At 56.4% G+C, this 18,929-nt stretch carries 16 protein-coding genes; 11 read left to right on the forward strand and 5 right to left on the reverse strand.

Annotated features, from left to right (window positions below):
• Positions 1–208 precede the first annotated feature (208 nt).
• The 4 genes from M3089_RS07580 to M3089_RS07595 all read right to left on the reverse strand — a co-directional run bounded on the left by M3089_RS07580 (position 209) and on the right by M3089_RS07595 (position 4,677).
• Complete coding sequence (locus tag M3089_RS07580) at positions 209–715, reverse strand: metallophosphoesterase family protein (RefSeq protein WP_249083197.1); 507 nt, start codon at positions 713–715, stop codon at positions 209–211.
• Between the two features lie 46 nt (positions 716–761).
• Entirely contained in the window at positions 762–1,385 is a 624-nt protein-coding gene (locus tag M3089_RS07585) for a cytidylate kinase-like family protein (protein ID WP_205109120.1), read from the reverse strand.
• Between the two features lie 9 nt (positions 1,386–1,394).
• Positions 1,395–2,750 carry an MATE family efflux transporter gene (locus M3089_RS07590; protein ID WP_249083078.1) on the reverse strand — a complete coding sequence of 452 codons (1,356 nt, stop codon included), beginning with the start codon at positions 2,748–2,750 and terminating at the stop codon, positions 1,395–1,397.
• Positions 2,751–3,777: 1,027 nt separating this feature from the next.
• Positions 3,778–4,677, reverse strand: a complete 900-nt coding sequence (locus M3089_RS07595) for a hypothetical protein (RefSeq protein WP_249083079.1) — start codon at positions 4,675–4,677, stop codon at positions 3,778–3,780.
• 222 nt (positions 4,678–4,899) lie between these two features.
• Here M3089_RS07595 and M3089_RS07600 point away from each other — a divergent pair, with 222 nt between their 5' ends.
• Genes M3089_RS07600 through phnW form a run of 3 tightly spaced genes read left to right on the forward strand, consistent with a single transcriptional unit; the run spans position 4,900 to position 8,232 of the window.
• A complete protein-coding gene (locus M3089_RS07600; RefSeq protein ID WP_394802265.1) occupies positions 4,900–6,246 on the forward strand; it encodes a DUF5690 family protein in 1,347 nt (448 codons plus the stop codon).
• Positions 6,247–6,294: 48 nt separating this feature from the next.
• Positions 6,295–7,089 (forward strand): phosphonoacetaldehyde hydrolase, encoded by a 795-nt coding sequence (gene phnX / locus M3089_RS07605; protein ID WP_249083082.1) that lies wholly within the window; start codon positions 6,295–6,297, stop codon positions 7,087–7,089.
• A 54-nt stretch (positions 7,090–7,143) separates the two neighbouring features.
• A complete protein-coding gene (gene phnW, locus M3089_RS07610; protein WP_249083083.1) occupies positions 7,144–8,232 on the forward strand; it encodes a 2-aminoethylphosphonate--pyruvate transaminase in 1,089 nt (362 codons plus the stop codon).
• Between the two features lie 192 nt (positions 8,233–8,424).
• Here phnW and ald read toward each other — a convergent pair whose 3' ends face one another.
• Positions 8,425–9,531 (reverse strand): alanine dehydrogenase, encoded by a 1,107-nt coding sequence (gene ald / locus M3089_RS07615; RefSeq protein ID WP_249083085.1) that lies wholly within the window; start codon positions 9,529–9,531, stop codon positions 8,425–8,427.
• Positions 9,532–10,644: 1,113 nt separating this feature from the next.
• Here ald and xseA point away from each other — a divergent pair.
• The 8 genes from xseA (at position 10,645) to M3089_RS07655 (ending at position 18,785) form a co-directional block, all read left to right on the forward strand.
• Positions 10,645–11,955: an exodeoxyribonuclease VII large subunit gene (gene xseA, locus M3089_RS07620; RefSeq protein WP_249083087.1), complete on the forward strand. Its 1,311-nt coding sequence runs from the start codon at positions 10,645–10,647 to the stop codon at positions 11,953–11,955.
• The gene (xseB, locus tag M3089_RS07625) at positions 11,952–12,155 is read left to right on the forward strand and encodes an exodeoxyribonuclease VII small subunit (protein ID WP_249083088.1); all 204 of its coding nucleotides are present in this window, start codon (positions 11,952–11,954) and stop codon (positions 12,153–12,155) included. The genes xseA and xseB overlap by 4 nt, the downstream gene beginning before the upstream one ends.
• Before the next feature lie 267 nt (positions 12,156–12,422).
• Complete coding sequence (locus M3089_RS07630; RefSeq protein WP_205109106.1) at positions 12,423–13,445, forward strand: branched-chain amino acid aminotransferase; 1,023 nt, start codon at positions 12,423–12,425, stop codon at positions 13,443–13,445.
• Positions 13,446–13,495: 50 nt separating this feature from the next.
• Positions 13,496–14,017 (forward strand): ferritin, encoded by a 522-nt coding sequence (locus M3089_RS07635; RefSeq protein WP_205109105.1) that lies wholly within the window; start codon positions 13,496–13,498, stop codon positions 14,015–14,017.
• A gap of 94 nt (positions 14,018–14,111) precedes the next feature.
• The gene (trmB, locus tag M3089_RS07640) at positions 14,112–14,882 is read left to right on the forward strand and encodes a tRNA (guanosine(46)-N7)-methyltransferase TrmB (RefSeq protein WP_249083090.1); all 771 of its coding nucleotides are present in this window, start codon (positions 14,112–14,114) and stop codon (positions 14,880–14,882) included.
• 559 nt (positions 14,883–15,441) lie between these two features.
• Positions 15,442–16,719 (forward strand): hypothetical protein, encoded by a 1,278-nt coding sequence (locus tag M3089_RS07645; protein WP_249083092.1) that lies wholly within the window; start codon positions 15,442–15,444, stop codon positions 16,717–16,719.
• 138 nt (positions 16,720–16,857) lie between these two features.
• On the forward strand, positions 16,858–17,244 hold the full coding sequence (locus M3089_RS07650) for a DUF2023 family protein (protein WP_249083093.1): 387 nt from the start codon (positions 16,858–16,860) through the stop codon (positions 17,242–17,244).
• Positions 17,245–17,684: 440 nt separating this feature from the next.
• Positions 17,685–18,785: an Mrp/NBP35 family ATP-binding protein gene (locus tag M3089_RS07655; RefSeq protein ID WP_205109098.1), complete on the forward strand. Its 1,101-nt coding sequence runs from the start codon at positions 17,685–17,687 to the stop codon at positions 18,783–18,785.
• Positions 18,786–18,929 lie beyond the last annotated feature (144 nt).

The following is an 18,929-nucleotide window of genomic DNA, read 5'->3' on the forward strand; positions in this document are numbered from 1 at the left end:
CTCTTCATTGCGTTTGACATTATTGGTTGGTGAGTTCTGTATATTGACTATAACGTACTTGAAGCCAATTTATTATATATCGCCACAGCTGCTTGGCCTGCCGTGGCCGCCGATGCCGCCACATGGCGGGCCTAAGTGGGCCCCGCCACGCCACAGCCAGCCGTGCCCCATGCCGCCGCGAGCGCCTTCGGGCGGCCCGGGCACAGTGCTAAACCACCGTGGTGCGGTTGCCAAGGGTTATCACTTCGCAGTCGGCAAAACGGCTGCCGTCTACCACCAGGCGCACCAGCGTGCGCTCCTTGTGCCACCCCTGCAGGCCAGCGGCGCCGGGATTGATGTGCAACAGTCGCAGCGTGCGGTCGTATTTTATCTTCAATATGTGTGAATGGCCGCTGATGAACAGCTGTGGCGGCGACGCGTATATCATCCCCCTGACAGACGGGTCGTAATTGCCGGGGTAACCGCCGATGTGCTTCATGAGCACGTCTACGTCTTCACACTTAAACCGCAGCGTCTCTCTGTACATGCGCCGCAGGTCGCCCCCGTCGCAATTGCCGCAGACGGCGCGCAACGGGCGGTATGCCGCCAGGCGCTCGGCCACCTCGAGCGAGCCTATGTCGCCGGCGTGCCAAATCTCGTCGCACGGCTCGAAATACTTCAGGTAACGGTCGTCCCAATACGCATGGGTATCGCTTATGATGCCTATTTTCTTCATCATTGCCCTCCTTTCTTCATGTTGCCAGCCTGCCTTTGCCTATGCCTTACAGCGCAAGCCGCTTGCCGATGAACTCTGCAATGAAGGCGGCAGTGCCCTCAAGTCCCAGCAAGCTCGAGTTGATGCAAAGGTCGTAGGATGAGCTGTGGCCCCATTCCTTGCCGGTATAATAATTGTAATATGTTGAGCGCTCGCTCTCGCCAGACAGTATCTTCTTGCGCGCCGTGGCCTCGTCGCATCCCAGCCGGCTGCTCACCAGCGCTATGCGGTCGGCTATGTCGGCCGTGATGAACACGTCGACATGACCGGGGTAATCGCGCAGCACGTAGTCGGCGCAACGCCCTACGAACACGCACGAGCCCTCGTCGGCCGCTTTCCGTATCGCATCGCTCTGGAATTTGAAAAGGCTTTCCTGCGAAAGGTTGTTGTTGTAGAAGTTGGCGCTGCCAAGGAAAGGCACGTTGAGGTGGAACAACGACTTGAAGAATCCCTTCTGTTCGTCGTTCTGTTCGAAGAACTTCTCGCTGAAACCGCTTTCCTTTGCGGCCAGGTTGAGCAGCTCACGGTCGTAATACTTGCAGCCGAAATGCTGCGCAAGCATCTTCGCTATGTCGCGACCGCCACTGCCAAGCTGCCGCCCCACGTTTATGATTATTTTCTTTTCGCTCATATCCCGATGTTATTTTATAGTCATTTTCTTGAACTTCCGCATGTACGACATCATCATGAAGAACGTCACCACGGCAGCCACAGTGTCGGATATCGGCATTGCCCACCACACGCCGTCGACCCCGTAGATGGGCGGCAGCACCGCAAGCAGTGGCAAGAGGAATATCAACTGCCGCGAAAGCGATAGGAACATGCTCACCTTTGCCTTGCCTATGCTCTGGAAAAAGCTGGTCACCACCATCTGGTAACCGACTATGGGGAAGGCCAGCATCTCTATCCTCAGACCCTCGACCGACAGCGCTATCAGCGTGGGGTCGGTGGTGAACAGGCGTGCGCACGGCCCCGGCAGCAGCTCGGCTATGGCGAAGCCCGCCGTTGTGACAACCGTACCGGCAATTATGGCATACTTCACCACCTTCATCAAGCGGTCCATCAGCTGCGCGCCATAGTTGTAACCGGCTATCGGCTGCAGCCCTTGGTTGATGCCCATCGTTATCATCACGAAGATGAAGCACACCTTGTTGGCAATGCCGTAGGCGCCCACAGCAAGGTCGCCGCCATACTTCTGCAGTCCGTTGTTGATGAAAATGACGACCACGCAGGCGCATACATTCATGGCAAACGGCGACATTCCGATGGCGATGATGGCCTTCACAATGCGGCCCTGCAGCCTGTAGATGCCCCGTTTTAGGTGCAACAGCTCGTCTTTGTTGCTGAAAAGCCTCATCTGCCACACCAAAGCCATCATCTGCGCGATAATGGTAGCATAGGCGGCGCCGCGTATTCCGAGGTTGAGCGGATAGATGAAGATGGGCGCCAGTATGGTGTTCATCACCACGGTAAACATGGTTGCATACATGGCCTGGCGCGGTTTGCCCGCCGCACGCAGCACGGCGTTCATGGCGAAATACATGTGCGAGAACACGTTGCCGGCCAGAATCACCTCCATGTAGTCGCGCGCGTAAGGCAAAGTCTGCTCGCTCGCCCCGAAGAAATAGAGTATGGGGTCGAGAAACAGCAGCGAAATCACGCTGAAGGAGATGCCGATGATGAGGTTGAGCGTGACGGTGTTGCCAAGCACGCGCTCGGCGGCCTCATAGTCTTTCTGCCCGAGGCGGACAGAGATGCACGTCGAAGCGCCGACGCCAACGGCCGCTCCGAAGGCGGCTGCAAGATTCATGAAGGGGAAGGTGAGGGCCAATCCTGAGATGGCCATGGCCCCTACGCCCTGCCCTATGAATATGCTGTCTACCATATTGTATAGCGACGATGCTGTCATGGCTATGATGGCAGGCAAGGCATACTGCATAAGCAGGGGTCCGACGGGCTTTGTTCCCAATTCCAAAGTAGCCTTGTTATTTTCCATACAATCTTTTAAATAGCGTGCAAAGTTACTAATTTTCTTCGTAAGAAGGAAAAAGCAGAGGCTTTTTAGCACAATATGGAAATGTTTTGAGGCCTCGGCGGCACAGCCGTAAAGGCCGCAGGCAACCACAGCCACGGCAGGCCGGCCGACAGGCCGTGGCGCGGCGCTACACAACACGGGCGCAGCCATGGTGTCAACGCCGCTGTTGCTCATGCCGACGGCAGCCATGTGCTGTCGCTATAATGTAACGATAATTTCAAAGAACGGTACGACCTGCCCAACGCGCTGACCACCAGCGCATTGCGACACAGGCCGTTTCAGGCCGCCAAACGGCCCGGATTGCAGGGCAAAACGGCCGCCGTTGCACCACGAAACGGCCTGTCTTGCAGGCCAGGACTGCGCAAACAGGGATGCGGGCGCCACATTGTAATAATATGCTACCATCGACAAGACGCTCCGCCAAGCACTCTCTTGCCCTCCCCCAGCCATGCACCGGAGCGTCCAAAAGTGCACCGGCAGCTGTGACGGCCGCAAAAACAGGCCGCAAAAGATGTGTGCCGGCACTGCCATGCCTGCCATGCGGCCGCAACCAATGCCACAGGCAGGCCGGACGGCGTTGCCTGCCGACGGGCACAGACCATTGCCACGGCCAAAGCCCCGTGGCGCCGCCGGGCAGTGGCGGATGCGCCCCACCATGCGCGGGGCAGCCTGAAGGCCATGCAAAGGTACTAATTTTTTATTTCGCCCGGCGTATTTTCAAGATTTTAACACTGCTTGTCGGACGCAAGCCCGCCCACCGACGGCAGGCCGATACCATGCAAGACAACAAGAGACAGGGTACAAACAGTCGGGAAACAAGTCACGCAGCCGTTTGCACACCATGGCGTTTTGGACGGCGCACGGCCCTTTAAGGGCAGACAAAAAGCAAGCCAGAAAAAATCCGTATGGCACGCCTTGCATGGCAATTACGCAACGGCGGGGCCCTTGCCCACAGCCGGCAAAGACCTACTGCAGGAGCAACGGAGGCTCAGCCGGCATTGAGCGAACCGAGCAGTCGCTTCTCTTCGGCCAGGTCGTCGATGCGCATCGTGGGCGAAGAGATGTTGCACAGCCTCACTGCATCTTCGCCACGGCATGTGTAATCGTAGTATGCCAGTTCCTGCCCTTCAAGCTCTTCGCGTGCCTTCAGGCATCCGTTGAGCTTTGCAAACTCGTCGGCCGAGGTGCTGTCAGAGAGCTTCACAAAGAGTATTCGCCTTGCTATCGGGTTGTAATTATAGTCGAAACAGGTGTAGATGCCGCGCAAGAAAGGCGGGCGCTCGTACATGGGCAGCCTGAGGCACACGCTGAACAGTGCCAGCTGAGGGTAAGGGTTCTCGTTGAACACAAGGTAGATGTGGCTCGCACCGTTCATCATCACCAGTCCGCGATGGGTTGTTCCGTACGCGTTGTTGTGCGTCACCTCGGCATACCCTCCACCTGCAGCGGGGGCAATCATGTAAGGCTCGAACTTCATTGCGTGCGACCCCGACGACATGCTGTAGCTCATGTCTGTGCCGGCATGGCTGCCTATGGTCTCTGCCGAGCGCGCCATTATGCTGCCGAGGGCCGCCGCATAGGGGTTGCCCCCGCCGCCGCGCACGGGCTCCGGCTCAACGTCGGTGGCCATGAGCGTGGCCTTCATCGACGGCAGCGATGCCAGCAGGCGGCGCTTCGACACGTTGTTGACCCACACGAGAGCGCCGTCGAGCGCCTCGGCCGGTGCCATGCCGCGCGCCGTGTTCTTTACAAACGCCGGTATGACTGTGGTATACAAGGCCGAAAACACGCTCGGCTGGAAGTCCACCAGCGCGGCTATGTCTTTCATCTTCATGCTCTTATGGCGCAAGTAAGTGATGCGGTCGTATATGTCCTTGAGTTCGTCCATAAGCTGTTTCCAATGCCATTCAATTGCAAAAATAGCTATTTTCCGCTTAAAACACATTGCAAAAGTGTTACATTCGGGTTGCGCCTGTTTTGCACTGCCGTTATTGTCGCGTTACGATAGCTTAACTGAATTGTTACGGCCCGTAATTCATGGATTATTCATTCCGGGGCAACAGGGCAACGACTAACTTTGCGGCGTGAAATGACAAAGCAAACTACAAGGATGAAACAGATGGCAAACATGATGCACAATGCGCACAGGGCCGGAACGGCCATGCCCGACTGGCTTTTCGTTATATGGGCCGGCGGCACGGCACTGGTGTCTTACTCACTTGTCTACGCCCTGCGCAAACCGTTTACGGCGGCCGAGTTTGAGGGCATGCAGGCCTTCGGCATGGACTACAAGATAGCCGTAAGCATCATCCAACTGATTGGCTACGTATGCGCGAAGATGCTCGGCATAAAGTTCATATCTGAGTTGCGGCCCGAAAACCGTCTTCGATTCATCATCGGGTCGGCCGCTCTTTCCGAGGCATCGTTGCTGGCTTTCGCGCTGATGCCTGTGCCGGCCAACATCTTCGCGCTGTTTTTCAACGGTCTGTCATTGGGCTGCATGTGGGGCGTCTTGTTCTGTTTCCTCGAAGGACGCCGCACCACCGACATCCTGGCAAGCATCATGGGGGTGAGCATGGCGCTCAGTTCGGGCGTGGCAAAGTCGCTCGGGCTCTACGCCCTGCAGTCGCTCCACGTGGGCGAGATGTGGATGCCTGCGCTCATCGGGGCCGTGGCCTTCCCGCTGCTATGCCTCACCGGGTGGATGATGACGCGACTCCCAAAGCCCGACGCTGCCGACGTGGCGGCGCGCTCCGAGCGGGTCACGCTCAACGGCAGGCAGCGCTGGCAACTGTTCCGACGCTTCATGCCGATGCTGCTGCTGCTCTTCACGGCCAACCTTCTGCTCACAGTGCAGCGCGACATCAAGGAAGACTTCATCGTGTGCATCATCGATGTGAGCACGGTGCCGTCGTGGGCTTTCGCCTACCTCGACGGAATAGCGACGGTGGTGCTGCTGGCCATGTTCGCCATACTGTCTGCCGTGGGCAGCCACCTGCGCGTGCTCTGCACACTGCTCGGTGTGTCTACCGCCGGAATGGCACTGCTGGGGTTCATCGGGGCATACCAGACTCAACTGGCGCTGCCCACCACCCTGTGGCTGTTCTTGCAGACGCTATGCATAGACATCGCCTACCTGAGCTTCCAGACCATATTCTTTGAGCGGTTCATCGCCTGCTTCAAGCTGCACGCCAACGTCGGGTTCTTCATCATAACCATCGATTTCATTGGCTATCTCGGCACTCTCGGCATACTGCTCTTCAAGGAACTGGGCGCCCCGAACATCGATTGGCCGCTGTTCTACAACGAGATGAGCACATGGGTTGGCGTGGCTTGCTGCATAATGTTTGTGTGCTCGGTGGCCTACCTCATGCAGGCAGGGCGCACACGGCGCGAGGCTGAAGACGGCAAGATGGCCGGAAGGCAGGCCATAAGTGGCTTCATGCCTGCCAACTAAACCGCATGCCGGGTTACTAAGACGAACATACAACGCTATAAGACTGATATGAGAAAGATTGAATGTGTTATCATGGACTGGGCCGGAACGGCCGTCGACTATGGCTGCTTCGCGCCTGTGGCTGCATTCGTTGAATGCTTCAAGGCAATGGGGCTCAACGTTTCGCCGGCCGGGACACGCGCCCACATGGGCCTGACAAAGCTCGAAGAGATACGCGCCCTGTTTGCCATAGGGCACGTGAGCGATGAGTTTGCAGCGAAATACGGTCGCGCTTACAACGAAGACGATGTGCAACAATGCTACAGGGGATTCCAGGCGGCATTGTCAACAAAGCTCGAAGACTACTCAACACCCATACCCGGGGTGGTGGAAACCATGGCCGCGCTGAGGGCGGATGGGCTGAAGGTTGGCTCGACCACGGGCTACACGCAAGCCATGATGGACGTGGTGACGGCGGCGGCACGCCGGCAAGGCTATGCCGTTGACTGCTGCGTGACGGCGGACGGACTGCCGGCAGGGCGCCCCAAGCCCTACATGATATACCAGAACATGTGCAGGCTCGGCGTAGACTCGCCACGGTCGGTGGTCAAGTTCGGCGACACCATTGCCGACATACGCGAAGGGCGCAACGCCGGGGCATGGAGCGTGGGCGTCATCATGGGCAGCAACGAGATGGCGCTGACGCCCGACGAGGCCGTGGCCATGGACAGTGCAGAACTGAAAAAGCGCATGGACGACGTGAGATACAGGATGTATGCCGCCGGAGCCGACTATGTGGTGGACGACGCAACGGCACTGCCGGCGCTCATAGAAAGCATAAACATGAGGATGGCCGGCGAATAGGCGCCCGGCAAACAAACGCTGACAAAAAGACGGAACAATAAATTCAATACGGACATGAGACCATACTTACTACTTACACCGGGCCCGCTGACTACGACAGACAGCGTGAAGAAAGCCATGATGAGCGACTGGTGCACATGGGACGAAGACTATAACGTGGGCATAGTAGAGCAGATTCGCAAGCAACTTGTTGGACTGGCAACGAGCCGTCCCGACGAATATACGGCGGTGCTGATGCAGGGCAGCGGCACGTTCTGCGTCGAAGCCACTCTCGGAACGGCCGTGAGGCCTTCCGACAAACTGCTGGTTGCCGCCAACGGGGCGTACGGGAAGCGCATGGGAGTGATTGCCGACTACTACCATATCGACTGCGACGTGATGAGGTTTGAGGAGACCGAGGCCGTCGACCCGGCCCGCATCGACGCTTACCTGACGGCACACGGCGAGGTGACGCACGTGTCGGTGGTGCACTGCGAGACCACTACCGGCGTGCTCAACCCACTCGAGGAGATTGCCTCTGTGGTGAAACGCCACGGCAAGGTGCTCATTGTCGACGCCATGAGCAGCTTCGGCGGGGTGCCGATAGACATGGCCAGGCTCGGCATCGACTTCATGATAAGCAGCGCAAACAAGTGCATCCAGGGTGTGCCTGGCTTCGGCTTCGTCATTGCCCGGCGCTCTTTGCTCGAGCAATGCGGGGGCGTGGCGCGCTCGCTGTCGCTCGATCTCTACGACCAATGGCGCACCATGGAAGACGGACACGGCAAATGGCGCTTCACGTCGCCCACCCATGTGGTGCGGGCTTTCATGCAGGCCATGGCCGAACTGAGGGCAGAAGGCGGCATTGAAGCACGCCACGCCCGCTACCGCGAAAACCACGACACGCTCGTGGGGGGCATGCGCAGCCTCGGGTTTCGGACGCTGCTGCCCGACGAAGTGCAGTCGCCGATAATCACATCGTTCTATTATCCCAATGCCGAATTTGACTTCAAAGACTTCTACACGAAGCTCAAGGAGAGGGGATTCGTGATATACCCGGGCAAGATATCGCAGGCCGACACGTTCAGGATTGGCAACATCGGCGACGTGTTTCCCGAAGATTTCAGGCGACTGACGCAGGCCATAAAGGACATAGAGGGCTGAAAAGCCTTTTGACACGGCCGAGTGGCTTGCCTCATGGCAGCAGTTGCGCCAAACGGATTGGCCGCCAGTGACGCACTGAAGCAGCGCCGTATTGCATTATAATAATGTATTGCCCCCGACGGCGGGTTGCCTTTTGCAACAGCCTTCGGGGGCAACATGAATTTCACAAAGCCCATGCCTTGATGCCGCGGGCTACAGCTCAATAGGCTCGTAAGCCATGCCGAAGACATCGGCAACGGCCTTATACGTCACCTTACCCTCAACCACATTGAGCCCCAGGGCCAGTGCCGGGTCGTCCTTGCAGGCACGGCGCCACCCCTTGTCGGCCAAAGCCACGGCATACCTAAGCGTGGCGTTGGTGAGGGCCGACGTCGATGTGTGAGGCACGGCACCCGGGATGTTTGCCACGGCATAATGAACGATGCCGTCAAGCTCGTAAACCGGCTCGCTGTGGGTGGTGGGATGCGAGGTCTCGAAGCACCCTCCCTGGTCGATAGCCACGTCTACAAGCACCGAGCCCGGCTCCATCATGCCAAGCATGTCGCGCGTTATGAGATGGGGAGCCTTGTCGCCCGGCACGAGCACCGAACCGATTACGACGTCGGTGTCGGGCAGCTCTTGCTCTATGTTGTGCCTGTTTGAATAGAGCGTGCTCACGTTGGCGGGCATCGTGAGCGACAACTCACGCAGCTTCGGGAGCGATATGTCGGTCATGACCACGGTGGCTCCAAGCCCGGCAGCCACGCGGGCAGCAGCCTGCCCAACTATTCCGCCACCGAGAACAAGCACCTTGACAGGCTTCACACCGGGCACGCCGCAAACGAGCTTGCCCTTGCCGCCCTTGGTCTTCTGCAGGTAGTAGGCGCCGTTTATCATGCCGAGACGGCCTGCAACCTCGCTCATCGGCACAAGCAACGGCAGCGAACCGTCGCTGAGCTGCACTGTCTCGTATGCCAGGCAGACACCGCCGCTCTTCACCATGGCCTCGGTGAGCTTGCGGTCACATGCAAAATGGAAATACGTAAACACAAGCTGACCTGGCTTAACGAGCGGATATTCGGGCTCGATGGGCTCTTTCACCTTGATAATCATGTCGGCCGAACGGTATGTATCCTCTATTGTTGGCAATATCTTCGCGCCGGCTTTCACGTACTTCTCGTCCGGAAAGCCACTGTTTACGCCTGCGGTGTGCTGAACAAACACCTCATGGCCGTGAGCCACCAACTCTGAGACGCCAGCAGGAGTCATCCCGACCCTGTTCTCGTTGTTCTTGATTTCTTTAGGAATACCAATTCTCATAACTACGGATTTTTAATTGTTTGGCTTATGCTGAACTCCCTGCACGAGGCCAGCCGCTCACAAGCACGGGCTTGACGGGCACCTCGCCGGGGCATCAGTCGGCCACAAATATACGCTTTTTCTGTCATTGTTGTATATCATCGGGGCGCATTTTTTCAGCATTAAAATGCTAAATAACGTTACAGAAGCACTTACACATATATATAATCCAAACTGGCCTACAGGCCGGGGAATGCCTGTATTGATATTTATGCCGCGCGCGCCAAATGCTTCTGTCGCACCCGCGGCGCCGTAACGGAACCTTCGCACTGGCGCGGCACTCTACGCTTGGGGCCAAGACAACAATCTGGCGGCACTGCCACCTGCACTCATTGCCAGCGTACACTACGCCATAGCGGGCCTTAACCGACCACATGCCATCTCCAAGCCGCCCCCGTACGCCAACAGCACTCCGACCTGTGTGCCATGCACGTAAAGGCATATTATAAACATTTAATACTAATATCGGCTACTGAAAAACAAGTGGAAATAGAGTCAAAAAGTTGGCTCTGGGGGTGCGAACACATGCAGCGTCATATTAAAACAATGCCATTCTCAGCACAAAACGACAAAAACGGGCATAAAAACAGCCATCAACCCGGTGGCAATACGGCCCATGTCACACTGCAAAACGGCCCGTTTAGCATACCAAAACGAGCCAAACGGCATAGTGGAACGGCCGGAACCGATGCACAACAACGCTCTGTAGAGGCGCAAGGCAAACGGTGTCAGGCTGTTATGAATGCACACTCATTTTGCCGTTATTTGCCTGCCGGCGCCCGGCCTGCCGCAAACAAGCCATTCTCACGACACATTATGTAAATACATTTCACGCCTGATACGGTTTTTATCGGATTTTATTCGTAAATTTGCATGGCCTACGTCGAGGTGCAATGGGGCAAAGCCCTGGCGCCTAGCCCGGCCGCGCCAAAGGCAAGGCAAACGCAACGGCAAGGCAACCGCCACGACCCGACATAGGCAACGCGCGTGGGCAATGCCACAGCCCGTCATATTCGGGCACCGACGGCACCCCAACAAAGCATGACAACAACAAGCATGACAACACGAAACGCAATGGCAACAACGCACAACAAGGCGGCAATGACGCTATATGAGCTCAACGGCATGGTGCGCTCTACGATAGAGAGCGTGCTGGCCGACGACTATTGGGTGGAAGCGGAGCTGTCGGAGGTGCGCGAGTCAAGGGGCCACTGCTACATGGAACTGATTGAGAAAGACGCCAACGGCAACACTCCCATAGCCCGGGCGTCGGCAAAATGCTGGCGACAGACGTGGGCCTTGCTGCGCCCTTACTTCGAGCGCGCCACCGGACAACAGCTGCACGCCGGGATGAAGGTGATGCTGCAAGTGTATGCCCAATACCATGAAGCATACGGGTTTTCTTGGATTGTCACCGACATCGACCCCACTTACACCTTGGGCGACATGACTCGCAGGCGCATGGAGATAATTCGCCGGCTGAAGGAAGAAGGGGTGTTCGACCTCAACAAGGAACTTGAGCTGCCCGTGTTCACGCAGCGCATAGCCGTGATATCAAGCCAGACAGCCGCCGGATATGGCGATTTCTGCAACCAACTGGCCGAGAATGAGTATGGATACGCCTTTGAAACGCGACTGTTCGCAGCCACAATGCAGGGCGAGCAGGTTGAACAGAGCATCATAGCGGCACTGAACAGAATAAATGCGGAAGCCGACCTGTTCGACTGTGTGGTTATAATCCGCGGAGGAGGGGCCACGAGCGACATGTCGGGATTTGACACCCTGGCACTGGCAGAGAACGTGGCCAACTTCCCGTTACCGGTCATCACGGGCATCGGGCACGACAGAGACGAGTCGATACTCGACATGGTTTCACACACAAAAGTGAAGACGCCGACGGCCGCCGCCGCCCTGCTCGTGAGCAGGCTGAGCGCCGTGGATGCGCAATTGGACGCCTGGCGGCAACGCCTCGTCCGCATGGTGACGGCCCGGCTTGGCACGGAAAGGCAGCGCATGTCGGCCATATCGGGCAGGATACCGGCGCTGTTCTCGGTAGTGAAGACGCGCCAGGAGGCCCGCATAGGCATCATTGCAGAGAGGCTGAAGGCCGCCGCTGCACGCCGAATCAATGAGCAGGGCCACCGCATAGAGATGGCAAGGCAGGCCATACCGCCCATTGCCATGCGGCAATTGGCAGCCGCACACCACAAGGTGGAGATGCTCGAGCAACGTGCACTGGCCCAAGACCCGACACTGCTGCTGCGGCGCGGCTACAGCATAACAATGTGCGGAGGACACGCCGTGCGCGACGCAGGACAGCTGAAGCCCGGCGACGAGATTGAAACAAGACTTGAAAAAGGCAGAATAAAATCAACAGTGAAATGAAGAACGACATGAAATACGAAGACGCCATGCGCGAACTGGAACGCATTGTGGCACGAATGGAAAACGAAGAGCCCGACATCGACTCGCTCGGCGAGCAACTACGCCGCGCACAACAGCTGATAAAGCTGTGCAAAGCCAAGCTCACCAAGACCGACAAGGAGATAAAGGACATACTGGAAAGCGACGGCGGAAAAGAGTGAGCCACCGGCACTGGCGCCTGACGGCAACCACGCAAAGCCCCATACTGACGGGGGAAGGCCGACAGCAGGGCGGCTACCGGACACCAACAAAGAAAAGTTCACGTCATTTTCAGATTTTTGTACCCTTTTAGTTGCTATCGTTCAATATTTTGATTACCTTTGCCTTTGGTAAACGACTGGCCTGCCGCAAGGCGCAAGGCGCCAACCGACGCACAGCAGCCACACACGGGCAAAGGCCGGGTAGGATTCACATTAACAAGTCATAATATGAAGAACATTGACTGGGGAAGCCTGTCTTTCGGATATGTTCCGACTGACTACAACGTGCGGTGCTACTACCGCGACGGGCAATGGGGCGAGATTGAGGTCTGCTCCGACGAGTACATAAAGATGCACATGGCAGCCACCTGCCTGCATTATGGGCAAGAAGCCTTCGAAGGACTGAAGGCATACAGGTGCCCCGACGGCAAGGTGCGCGTGTTCCGCATGGATGAGAACGCAGCAAGGCTGCAGTCGACATGCCGCGGAATACTCATGCCCGAAGTGCCTACGGAACTGTTCGAGGACATGGTAAAGAAGGTGGTGCGCCTCAACCAAGAGTACATACCGACCTACGAAAGCGGTGCCACGCTCTACATACGCCCCCTGCTCGTGGGCATGTCGGCACAAGTGGGTGTGCACCCGGCGTCTGAATACCTGTTCATGATATTCGTAACGCCGGTGGGCCCGTACTTCAAAGGCGGGTTCTCTACCAACCCCTACGTCATCATACGCGACTACGACCGCGCCGCCCCGCTCGGAACGGGATGCTACAAGGTGGGCGGCAACTATGCAGCATCGATGAAAGCCAACAGCATAGCCCACGAGAAAGGCTACGCATGTGAGTTCTACCTCGACGCTAAAGAGAAGAAATACATGGACGAATGCGGCGCCGCCAACTTCTTCGGAATAAAGAACAACACCTACGTGACGCCGAAGTCGAGCAGCATACTGCCCAGCATCACTAACAAAAGCCTGATGCAACTGGCCGAAGACTTCGGCATGACAGTCGAGCGAAGGCACATACCCGAAGAGGAACTCGAGACATTCGAGGAAGCCGGAGCATGCGGAACAGCCGCCGTGATATCGCCAATATCATACATCGACGACCTTGACACTGGCAAACGCTACACGTTCAGCACCGACGGAAAGCCCGGACCGATATCCACCAGGCTCTACAACCACCTCCGCGGAATACAATACGGAACGGAAGAAGACAAGCACGGGTGGACAAAAGTAGTGATAGAATGACACGCCAACATACAAACAACAACACAACTCAACTTTAAATACATATCATTATGTTAAGCAAAAAGATTGAAGAGGCGCTCAACGCGCAGATCAACGCCGAATTATGGTCGGCTTACCTATACCTCTCCATGGCCGCATACTGCCATTCAAACGGCAAGCCGGGCATGGGCAAGTGGTATGAAGTGCAGTTCCAGGAGGAGCAAGACCATGCAAAGATATTCTTCAACTACGTCATCCAGCGCGGCGGCACGGTTACCCTTAAGCCGATAGATGCCGTTCCCACGGAATGGAAATCGCTACTCGACGTGTTCGAGAGCACCCTCGCCCACGAGCAGAAGGTAACGGCACTCATCAACGAACTGTTCGCACTGACAGCCGCCGAGAAGGACTATGCAACCCAAAGCGCTCTGAAATGGTTTATCGACGAGCAGGTTGAAGAGGAGGAAACGGCCCAGAACATCATTGACAACCTCAAGATGATACAGGACAACGGCTACGGTCTGTACATGCTCGACAAGGAACTGGGGGCACGCACCTACACCCAGGCAGCACCGCTGGCATCTGCCCAATAAGGCATAAACATTTTCCAGAAATAACGAAAGGCCGCCGCCGAAGTATCAAATGTACCCCGGAAGCGGCCTTTCCCCTACTTACCCGACAACAACAATGAGCAAAGGAAAACTACAGAAGTTCGCCGAGATGGAGACGTTCAGCAACGTTTTCCAGTTCCCTTACTCCGCCATGGAAGGCGTAACGTTTGAGATGAAGGGACGATGGCGCGAAGACTACTTCCACAACCAGAACCCGATAGTGCTCGAACTGGGCTGCGGCAAAGGCGAATATACCGTCGGCCTGGCCAAGCTATACCCCGAAGTAAACTTCATCGGCGTCGACATCAAGGGCGCACGCATGCACACCGGGGCCAAGCAGGCGCTCGACGAGGGACTAAGCAACGCGGCCTTCCTGCGCACCAACATAGAAATCATAGACCGGTTCTTTGCCCCCGGCGAAGTGCAGGAGATATGGCTGACGTTTAGCGACCCGCAGATGAAGAACCCGAGGAAGCGGCTCAGCAGCACCTCGTTCATGGAACGCTACCGCCATTTCCTGGCAGACGGAGGCATAATACACCTGAAGACCGACTCGAACTTCCTGTTCACATACACCACTTACATGGTGGAGCGCAATCGGTTGCCGCTGCTTTTCCGCACCGAAGACCTATACCACACCGACGGCATTGACCCCGAGACGCGCAAGATTCTGTCGATACAGACCTACTACGAGGCGCAATGGATTGACCGCGGGCTCAATATACGCTACATGAAGTTCAGGTTGCCACACTCTGGCACGCTCGAAGAGCCTGACGTTGAGATACCGCTCGACGAGTACCGCAGCTACAAGCGCACCAAGCGAAGCGGGCTGTCGACGAGCAAATAAACCACCAGCCACAGACCGGACTGCGCTTCCCCTGGGAGCATCCGGCCTGGACATGGCATCAGCAGAACATCGGCAACGTAGCAAAGGCAGGCAGGCTGAACACGGGAAGCATCAGGCTGCCACATCCACTCCCATGACATGCGCCACACGCCCACGCCTAATAGGAAAATGACAATAAACAAACTACACCACGGCTGAGGCCGACGATGAGCGCCGCCGACATGACGGGACGTGAGGAAACGGCCGGGAGGGGCGCAAGGGGCAACAGCCACTAACCGGCAAGACCGCCCGCCAAGCATTGGCGCGGCCAGCCTACCAACACCCAAGACCAACGGCAAGGCCACCGCCCAAGCCTCACAACGGCCGTCGTCGCCGCGCATCCCGACCGCAAGGCCGGCCATAATGACATGATACAGAAAACGAAACTCATGACCTGTGATTACTATTTGTCGCCACAACGCCTACCGCTTCAGCAACAACACACCCTACTCAGAACAGCACGGGCAAGGCAACCTCAAGTCATGAAACAGCATAACAAACTAAGAAACTGACGAAAACGATGAATGTAGGAGATAATTACACCGCGCAAGACTATATCATCATTTACGGCGGCGGCGCAGTATTATATTGCATCACCCTCCTCGCTGTATCCCTGCTTGAATATATTAACATTGATGGACAGCGGGCCTATGATATTTGCCCCACTATAACGACCGCCTTCGTGATAGCCTGCGGTATTCTATACGAGCATATGAGAAAGGTCGACAAAGCCCGTGGCACCGGCTTTTCATACACCTCGGTGGCCTTCATCCCGCCAATACTCCCATTAATTGTCTACCTGACGAGAAACGAAACACCACTGGCACTGGCTGCAGCCGCCACGGCCCTCTTGCTGACGGCAGCCATTCCGCTCGTAATGAAGCGTGTGGCCGCACCGCTGCTGACGCTGGTCATTGTCTACGCATCATACTTCATAGCGGCAAACTGTGTCATCAATTACATACTGGGACGGTCGCAAACCACCGTCACTTATTTTCTTGGCGACATCGAAATAACAGTGCCCGACTTAGCTGAAAGCAACTATTGCTTCGCAGCAGCAGCCGGCATCACAGCCGGATGGGTCGACCTTGTAAGGACTGAACACGCCAAGGGCGACACGGCGGCAGTGGCGCGAGCCATGAGGCGGGCCCCGGCAGCCACAACCGACGACCCGCTGTACACCTTTCTCACCAGCGTAGAGCAAATGAAGCGCGGCAACAACAAGGCTGCCATGGCTCTTTTAAAAAAAGGAACGATGAAAACGGACATCAGGAAAGACACCATCTACGCCTCCATCAACCTGGTTGCGCTGGGAAGGATGATGCTTGCCGAGGGCGACTCGGCAGGCATCGACAGCATCAGCAAGGCCGTTGAGCTGCTCGACATAAAAATGTGCGACGCGATAAACATGTCTGCGCTCGCAATGGCCATACACAAAACAGACCTCACGCAGGCCACGCTCATGAACGAGGCCACCCTCGCCACTTTTCCGGAACACGACTACTACAAACGCACCAAGGCCATCATTCTATACAAGAAGAAAGACTACCGGGGAGCATGGGAATGGCTCGGGCCGACCATCTACGACCCCAGCGAAGAAACGCCCGCCCTGCTCGAGATTGCAGGAGACATAGCCATGCTCATGGAAAACACCGATGGAAAGGACGGCGACCGATTCTTCACAGACGCGGAATACAGAAAAGAGGTTGCCATGGGCTATTGGAAGGAGGCAGCAAGGCAAGCACCCGACGACGAGTTGCTGGCCCGGAAGATAAGGCTCGGCAGGTATGTTGAGTGACAAAACGAGGCCCTGCAACGCCTTTTCATAACTTTTAGGTATTGCGCAATCGGCAGTTTTCAGTTAGTTTTGCAAACGGAAACCGACGTGAAAAAAGTGCCGCCACACGCCAGCGGCCAGCAAACTGACACTTAGCTTATGAAAACTGCAAACATAAACCCCGTGGAACTGAAAGTGTTCCTCAACCATGTCTACGAGTTCAAGAAAGGAGTAAGGCAAATGGTGCTGTACACAATGAACAAGAAGTATGAAGACTTTGCCATACGGCGGCTCAACAGCCAGGGCATAGCCTACCTGATACAGCCTGCCGGCCGCAACAGCGTCAACCTGTTTTTCGGAAAGAGCGAGTGCATAGAGGTGATAAAGCACCTTGTCAACTGCCCGCTCTACGAACTCTCGCCTGAAAAGGATTTCATCCTCGGGGCCATGCTCGGTTACAACATCTGCGACCAATGCAAGCGATACTGCAACCAGATGGAGAAAGCCACAGTGAAACAGAAAGCCGACAACACAATAGCATCATAACCCCAGAGCGGCCCACAGGCCGGCAACGGCGACCAGGAAGGGCGCTCCCGCCAGTGTAGTGTTTATTCACAGCGACAGCCATACGGCATAACGGCCTGTGGCTCAGCCCTTTGCCAAACATGCCGTTTCAGGCTCCGAAACAGCCCGTATTGTAACCCCAAACGGCCCATATCAAACGCCAATACGGCCCGTCCGGCAATTCGGGACGGGCCGGCTGGTCAACCGGCAGCGCCTTTGTAAAGAATCAAGAAAACAAGGCCGGCACCGCTACATCCCACCTGTGACATGCTGAAAATGACTGTATGACTGTTTGGCCATGCAGGCTACACCATGCCGAAAAACACAGAAAACAACCCTACGGATGCAAAAACCGGGCCGTGGCATGGCCTTTCGGCACAATATTTGCAATCCAAATAACCAAGAACCATATAGCAAAGAATATGACACTTTATCCGAAACTCATACTCGACGCGCTGGCAACAGTGACCTATGCCGGCACGAAGAAGAACCTCGTAGAGAGCGACATGGTGGCCGACAACATCAGAATAGACGGCATGTCGGTGTCGTTCTCACTGATTTTCCCGCGAGACACCGACCCGTTTCTTAAGTCAACGGTCAAGGCCGCCGAGGCCGCCATACACTACCACGTAGGCAAAGACGTGCAGGTAAGCATCACCACAGAGTTCAGGTCGAAGCCAAGGCCGGAGGTGGGCAAGCTGTTGCCGCAGGTGAAAAACATCATTGCAGTAAGCTCCGGCAAGGGAGGAGTGGGCAAAAGCACCGTGGCCGCCAACCTGGCAATAGCCCTGGCACGGCTCGGCTACAAGGTCGGGCTGCTCGATGCCGACATCTTCGGCCCGTCGATGCCAAAGATGTTCAATGTTGAAGACGCCAGGCCGTATGCCGTGGAAAAAGACGGCAGGCAACTCATTGAGCCCATAGAGAAATACGGAGTGAAGCTGCTCAGCATCGGCTTCTTTGTCAATCCCGACACCGCGACGCTCTGGCGCGGCGGCATGGCGTCTAACGCGCTAAAGCAGTTGATAGCCGATGCCGACTGGGGAGAGCTCGACTATTTCATCCTCGACACCCCTCCCGGCACAAGCGACATACACCTCACCCTGCTGCAAACGCTGGCCATAACGGGCGCGGTGATAGTAAGCACGCCGCAAAACGTGGCATTAGCCGACGCGCGCAAGGGCATCGACATGTACAAAAACGACAAGGTGAACGTGCCGATACTGGGACTTGTCGAGAACATGGCGTGGTTTACGCCTGCCGAACTGCCCGAAAACAAGTACTATATCTTCGGCCACGAGGGATGCAAGGCGCTGGCCAAGGAGATGGACCTGCCGCTGCTGGCCCAGATTCCGCTTGTTCAGAGCATCTGTGAGAGCGGCGACGCTGGACAACCCGCCGCATGCAACTCGGAAACCATCACCGGACTGGCATTCATCAACCTTGCCCAGGCTGTGGTAACCGTAACCAACCGACGCAACAAGGAGCAGGCACCAACCAAGATTGTCGAAGTGAACAACTGACGACCCGGATTGTTTCTCTATTCCCAAAAAGCCGTGCAAAAGGCGGTTTTATAATATATTGGGAGTTAGAAGAAGTCAGAAGGAGGTATGGGGAGGTAGAAGACGATGGCTTCAGACTGTGAATTTGGGAGTTAGAAGGAGTCG

The organism is Marseilla massiliensis, from assembly GCF_023336985.1.
Lineage (GTDB): Bacteria > Bacteroidota > Bacteroidia > Bacteroidales > Bacteroidaceae > Prevotella > Prevotella intestinigallinarum.

What these genes read in the sequence shown, in the direction of transcription:
- M3089_RS07585 (WP_205109120.1), bottom strand. Translation starts at nt 1,385, where the DNA reads ATGAGCGAAAAGAAAATAATCATAAACGTGGGGCGGCAGCTTGGCAGT.
- xseA (WP_249083087.1), top strand. Translation starts at nt 10,645, where the DNA reads ATGGCAACAACGCACAACAAGGCGGCAATGACGCTATATGAGCTCAAC.
- M3089_RS07635 (WP_205109105.1), top strand. Translation starts at nt 13,496, where the DNA reads ATGTTAAGCAAAAAGATTGAAGAGGCGCTCAACGCGCAGATCAACGCC.
- M3089_RS07655 (WP_205109098.1), top strand. Translation starts at nt 17,685, where the DNA reads ATGACACTTTATCCGAAACTCATACTCGACGCGCTGGCAACAGTGACC.
- ald (WP_249083085.1), bottom strand. Translation starts at nt 9,531, where the DNA reads ATGAGAATTGGTATTCCTAAAGAAATCAAGAACAACGAGAACAGGGTC.
- phnX (WP_249083082.1), top strand. Translation starts at nt 6,295, where the DNA reads ATGAGAAAGATTGAATGTGTTATCATGGACTGGGCCGGAACGGCCGTC.
- M3089_RS07590 (WP_249083078.1), bottom strand. Translation starts at nt 2,750, where the DNA reads ATGGAAAATAACAAGGCTACTTTGGAATTGGGAACAAAGCCCGTCGGA.
- phnW (WP_249083083.1), top strand. Translation starts at nt 7,144, where the DNA reads ATGAGACCATACTTACTACTTACACCGGGCCCGCTGACTACGACAGAC.
- xseB (WP_249083088.1), top strand. Translation starts at nt 11,952, where the DNA reads ATGAAGAACGACATGAAATACGAAGACGCCATGCGCGAACTGGAACGC.
- M3089_RS07645 (WP_249083092.1), top strand. Translation starts at nt 15,442, where the DNA reads ATGAATGTAGGAGATAATTACACCGCGCAAGACTATATCATCATTTAC.
- M3089_RS07630 (WP_205109106.1), top strand. Translation starts at nt 12,423, where the DNA reads ATGAAGAACATTGACTGGGGAAGCCTGTCTTTCGGATATGTTCCGACT.
- M3089_RS07600 (WP_394802265.1), top strand. Translation starts at nt 4,900, where the DNA reads ATGAAACAGATGGCAAACATGATGCACAATGCGCACAGGGCCGGAACG.
- M3089_RS07595 (WP_249083079.1), bottom strand. Translation starts at nt 4,677, where the DNA reads ATGGACGAACTCAAGGACATATACGACCGCATCACTTACTTGCGCCAT.
- M3089_RS07580 (WP_249083197.1), bottom strand. Translation starts at nt 715, where the DNA reads ATGAAGAAAATAGGCATCATAAGCGATACCCATGCGTATTGGGACGAC.
- M3089_RS07650 (WP_249083093.1), top strand. Translation starts at nt 16,858, where the DNA reads ATGAAAACTGCAAACATAAACCCCGTGGAACTGAAAGTGTTCCTCAAC.
- trmB (WP_249083090.1), top strand. Translation starts at nt 14,112, where the DNA reads ATGAGCAAAGGAAAACTACAGAAGTTCGCCGAGATGGAGACGTTCAGC.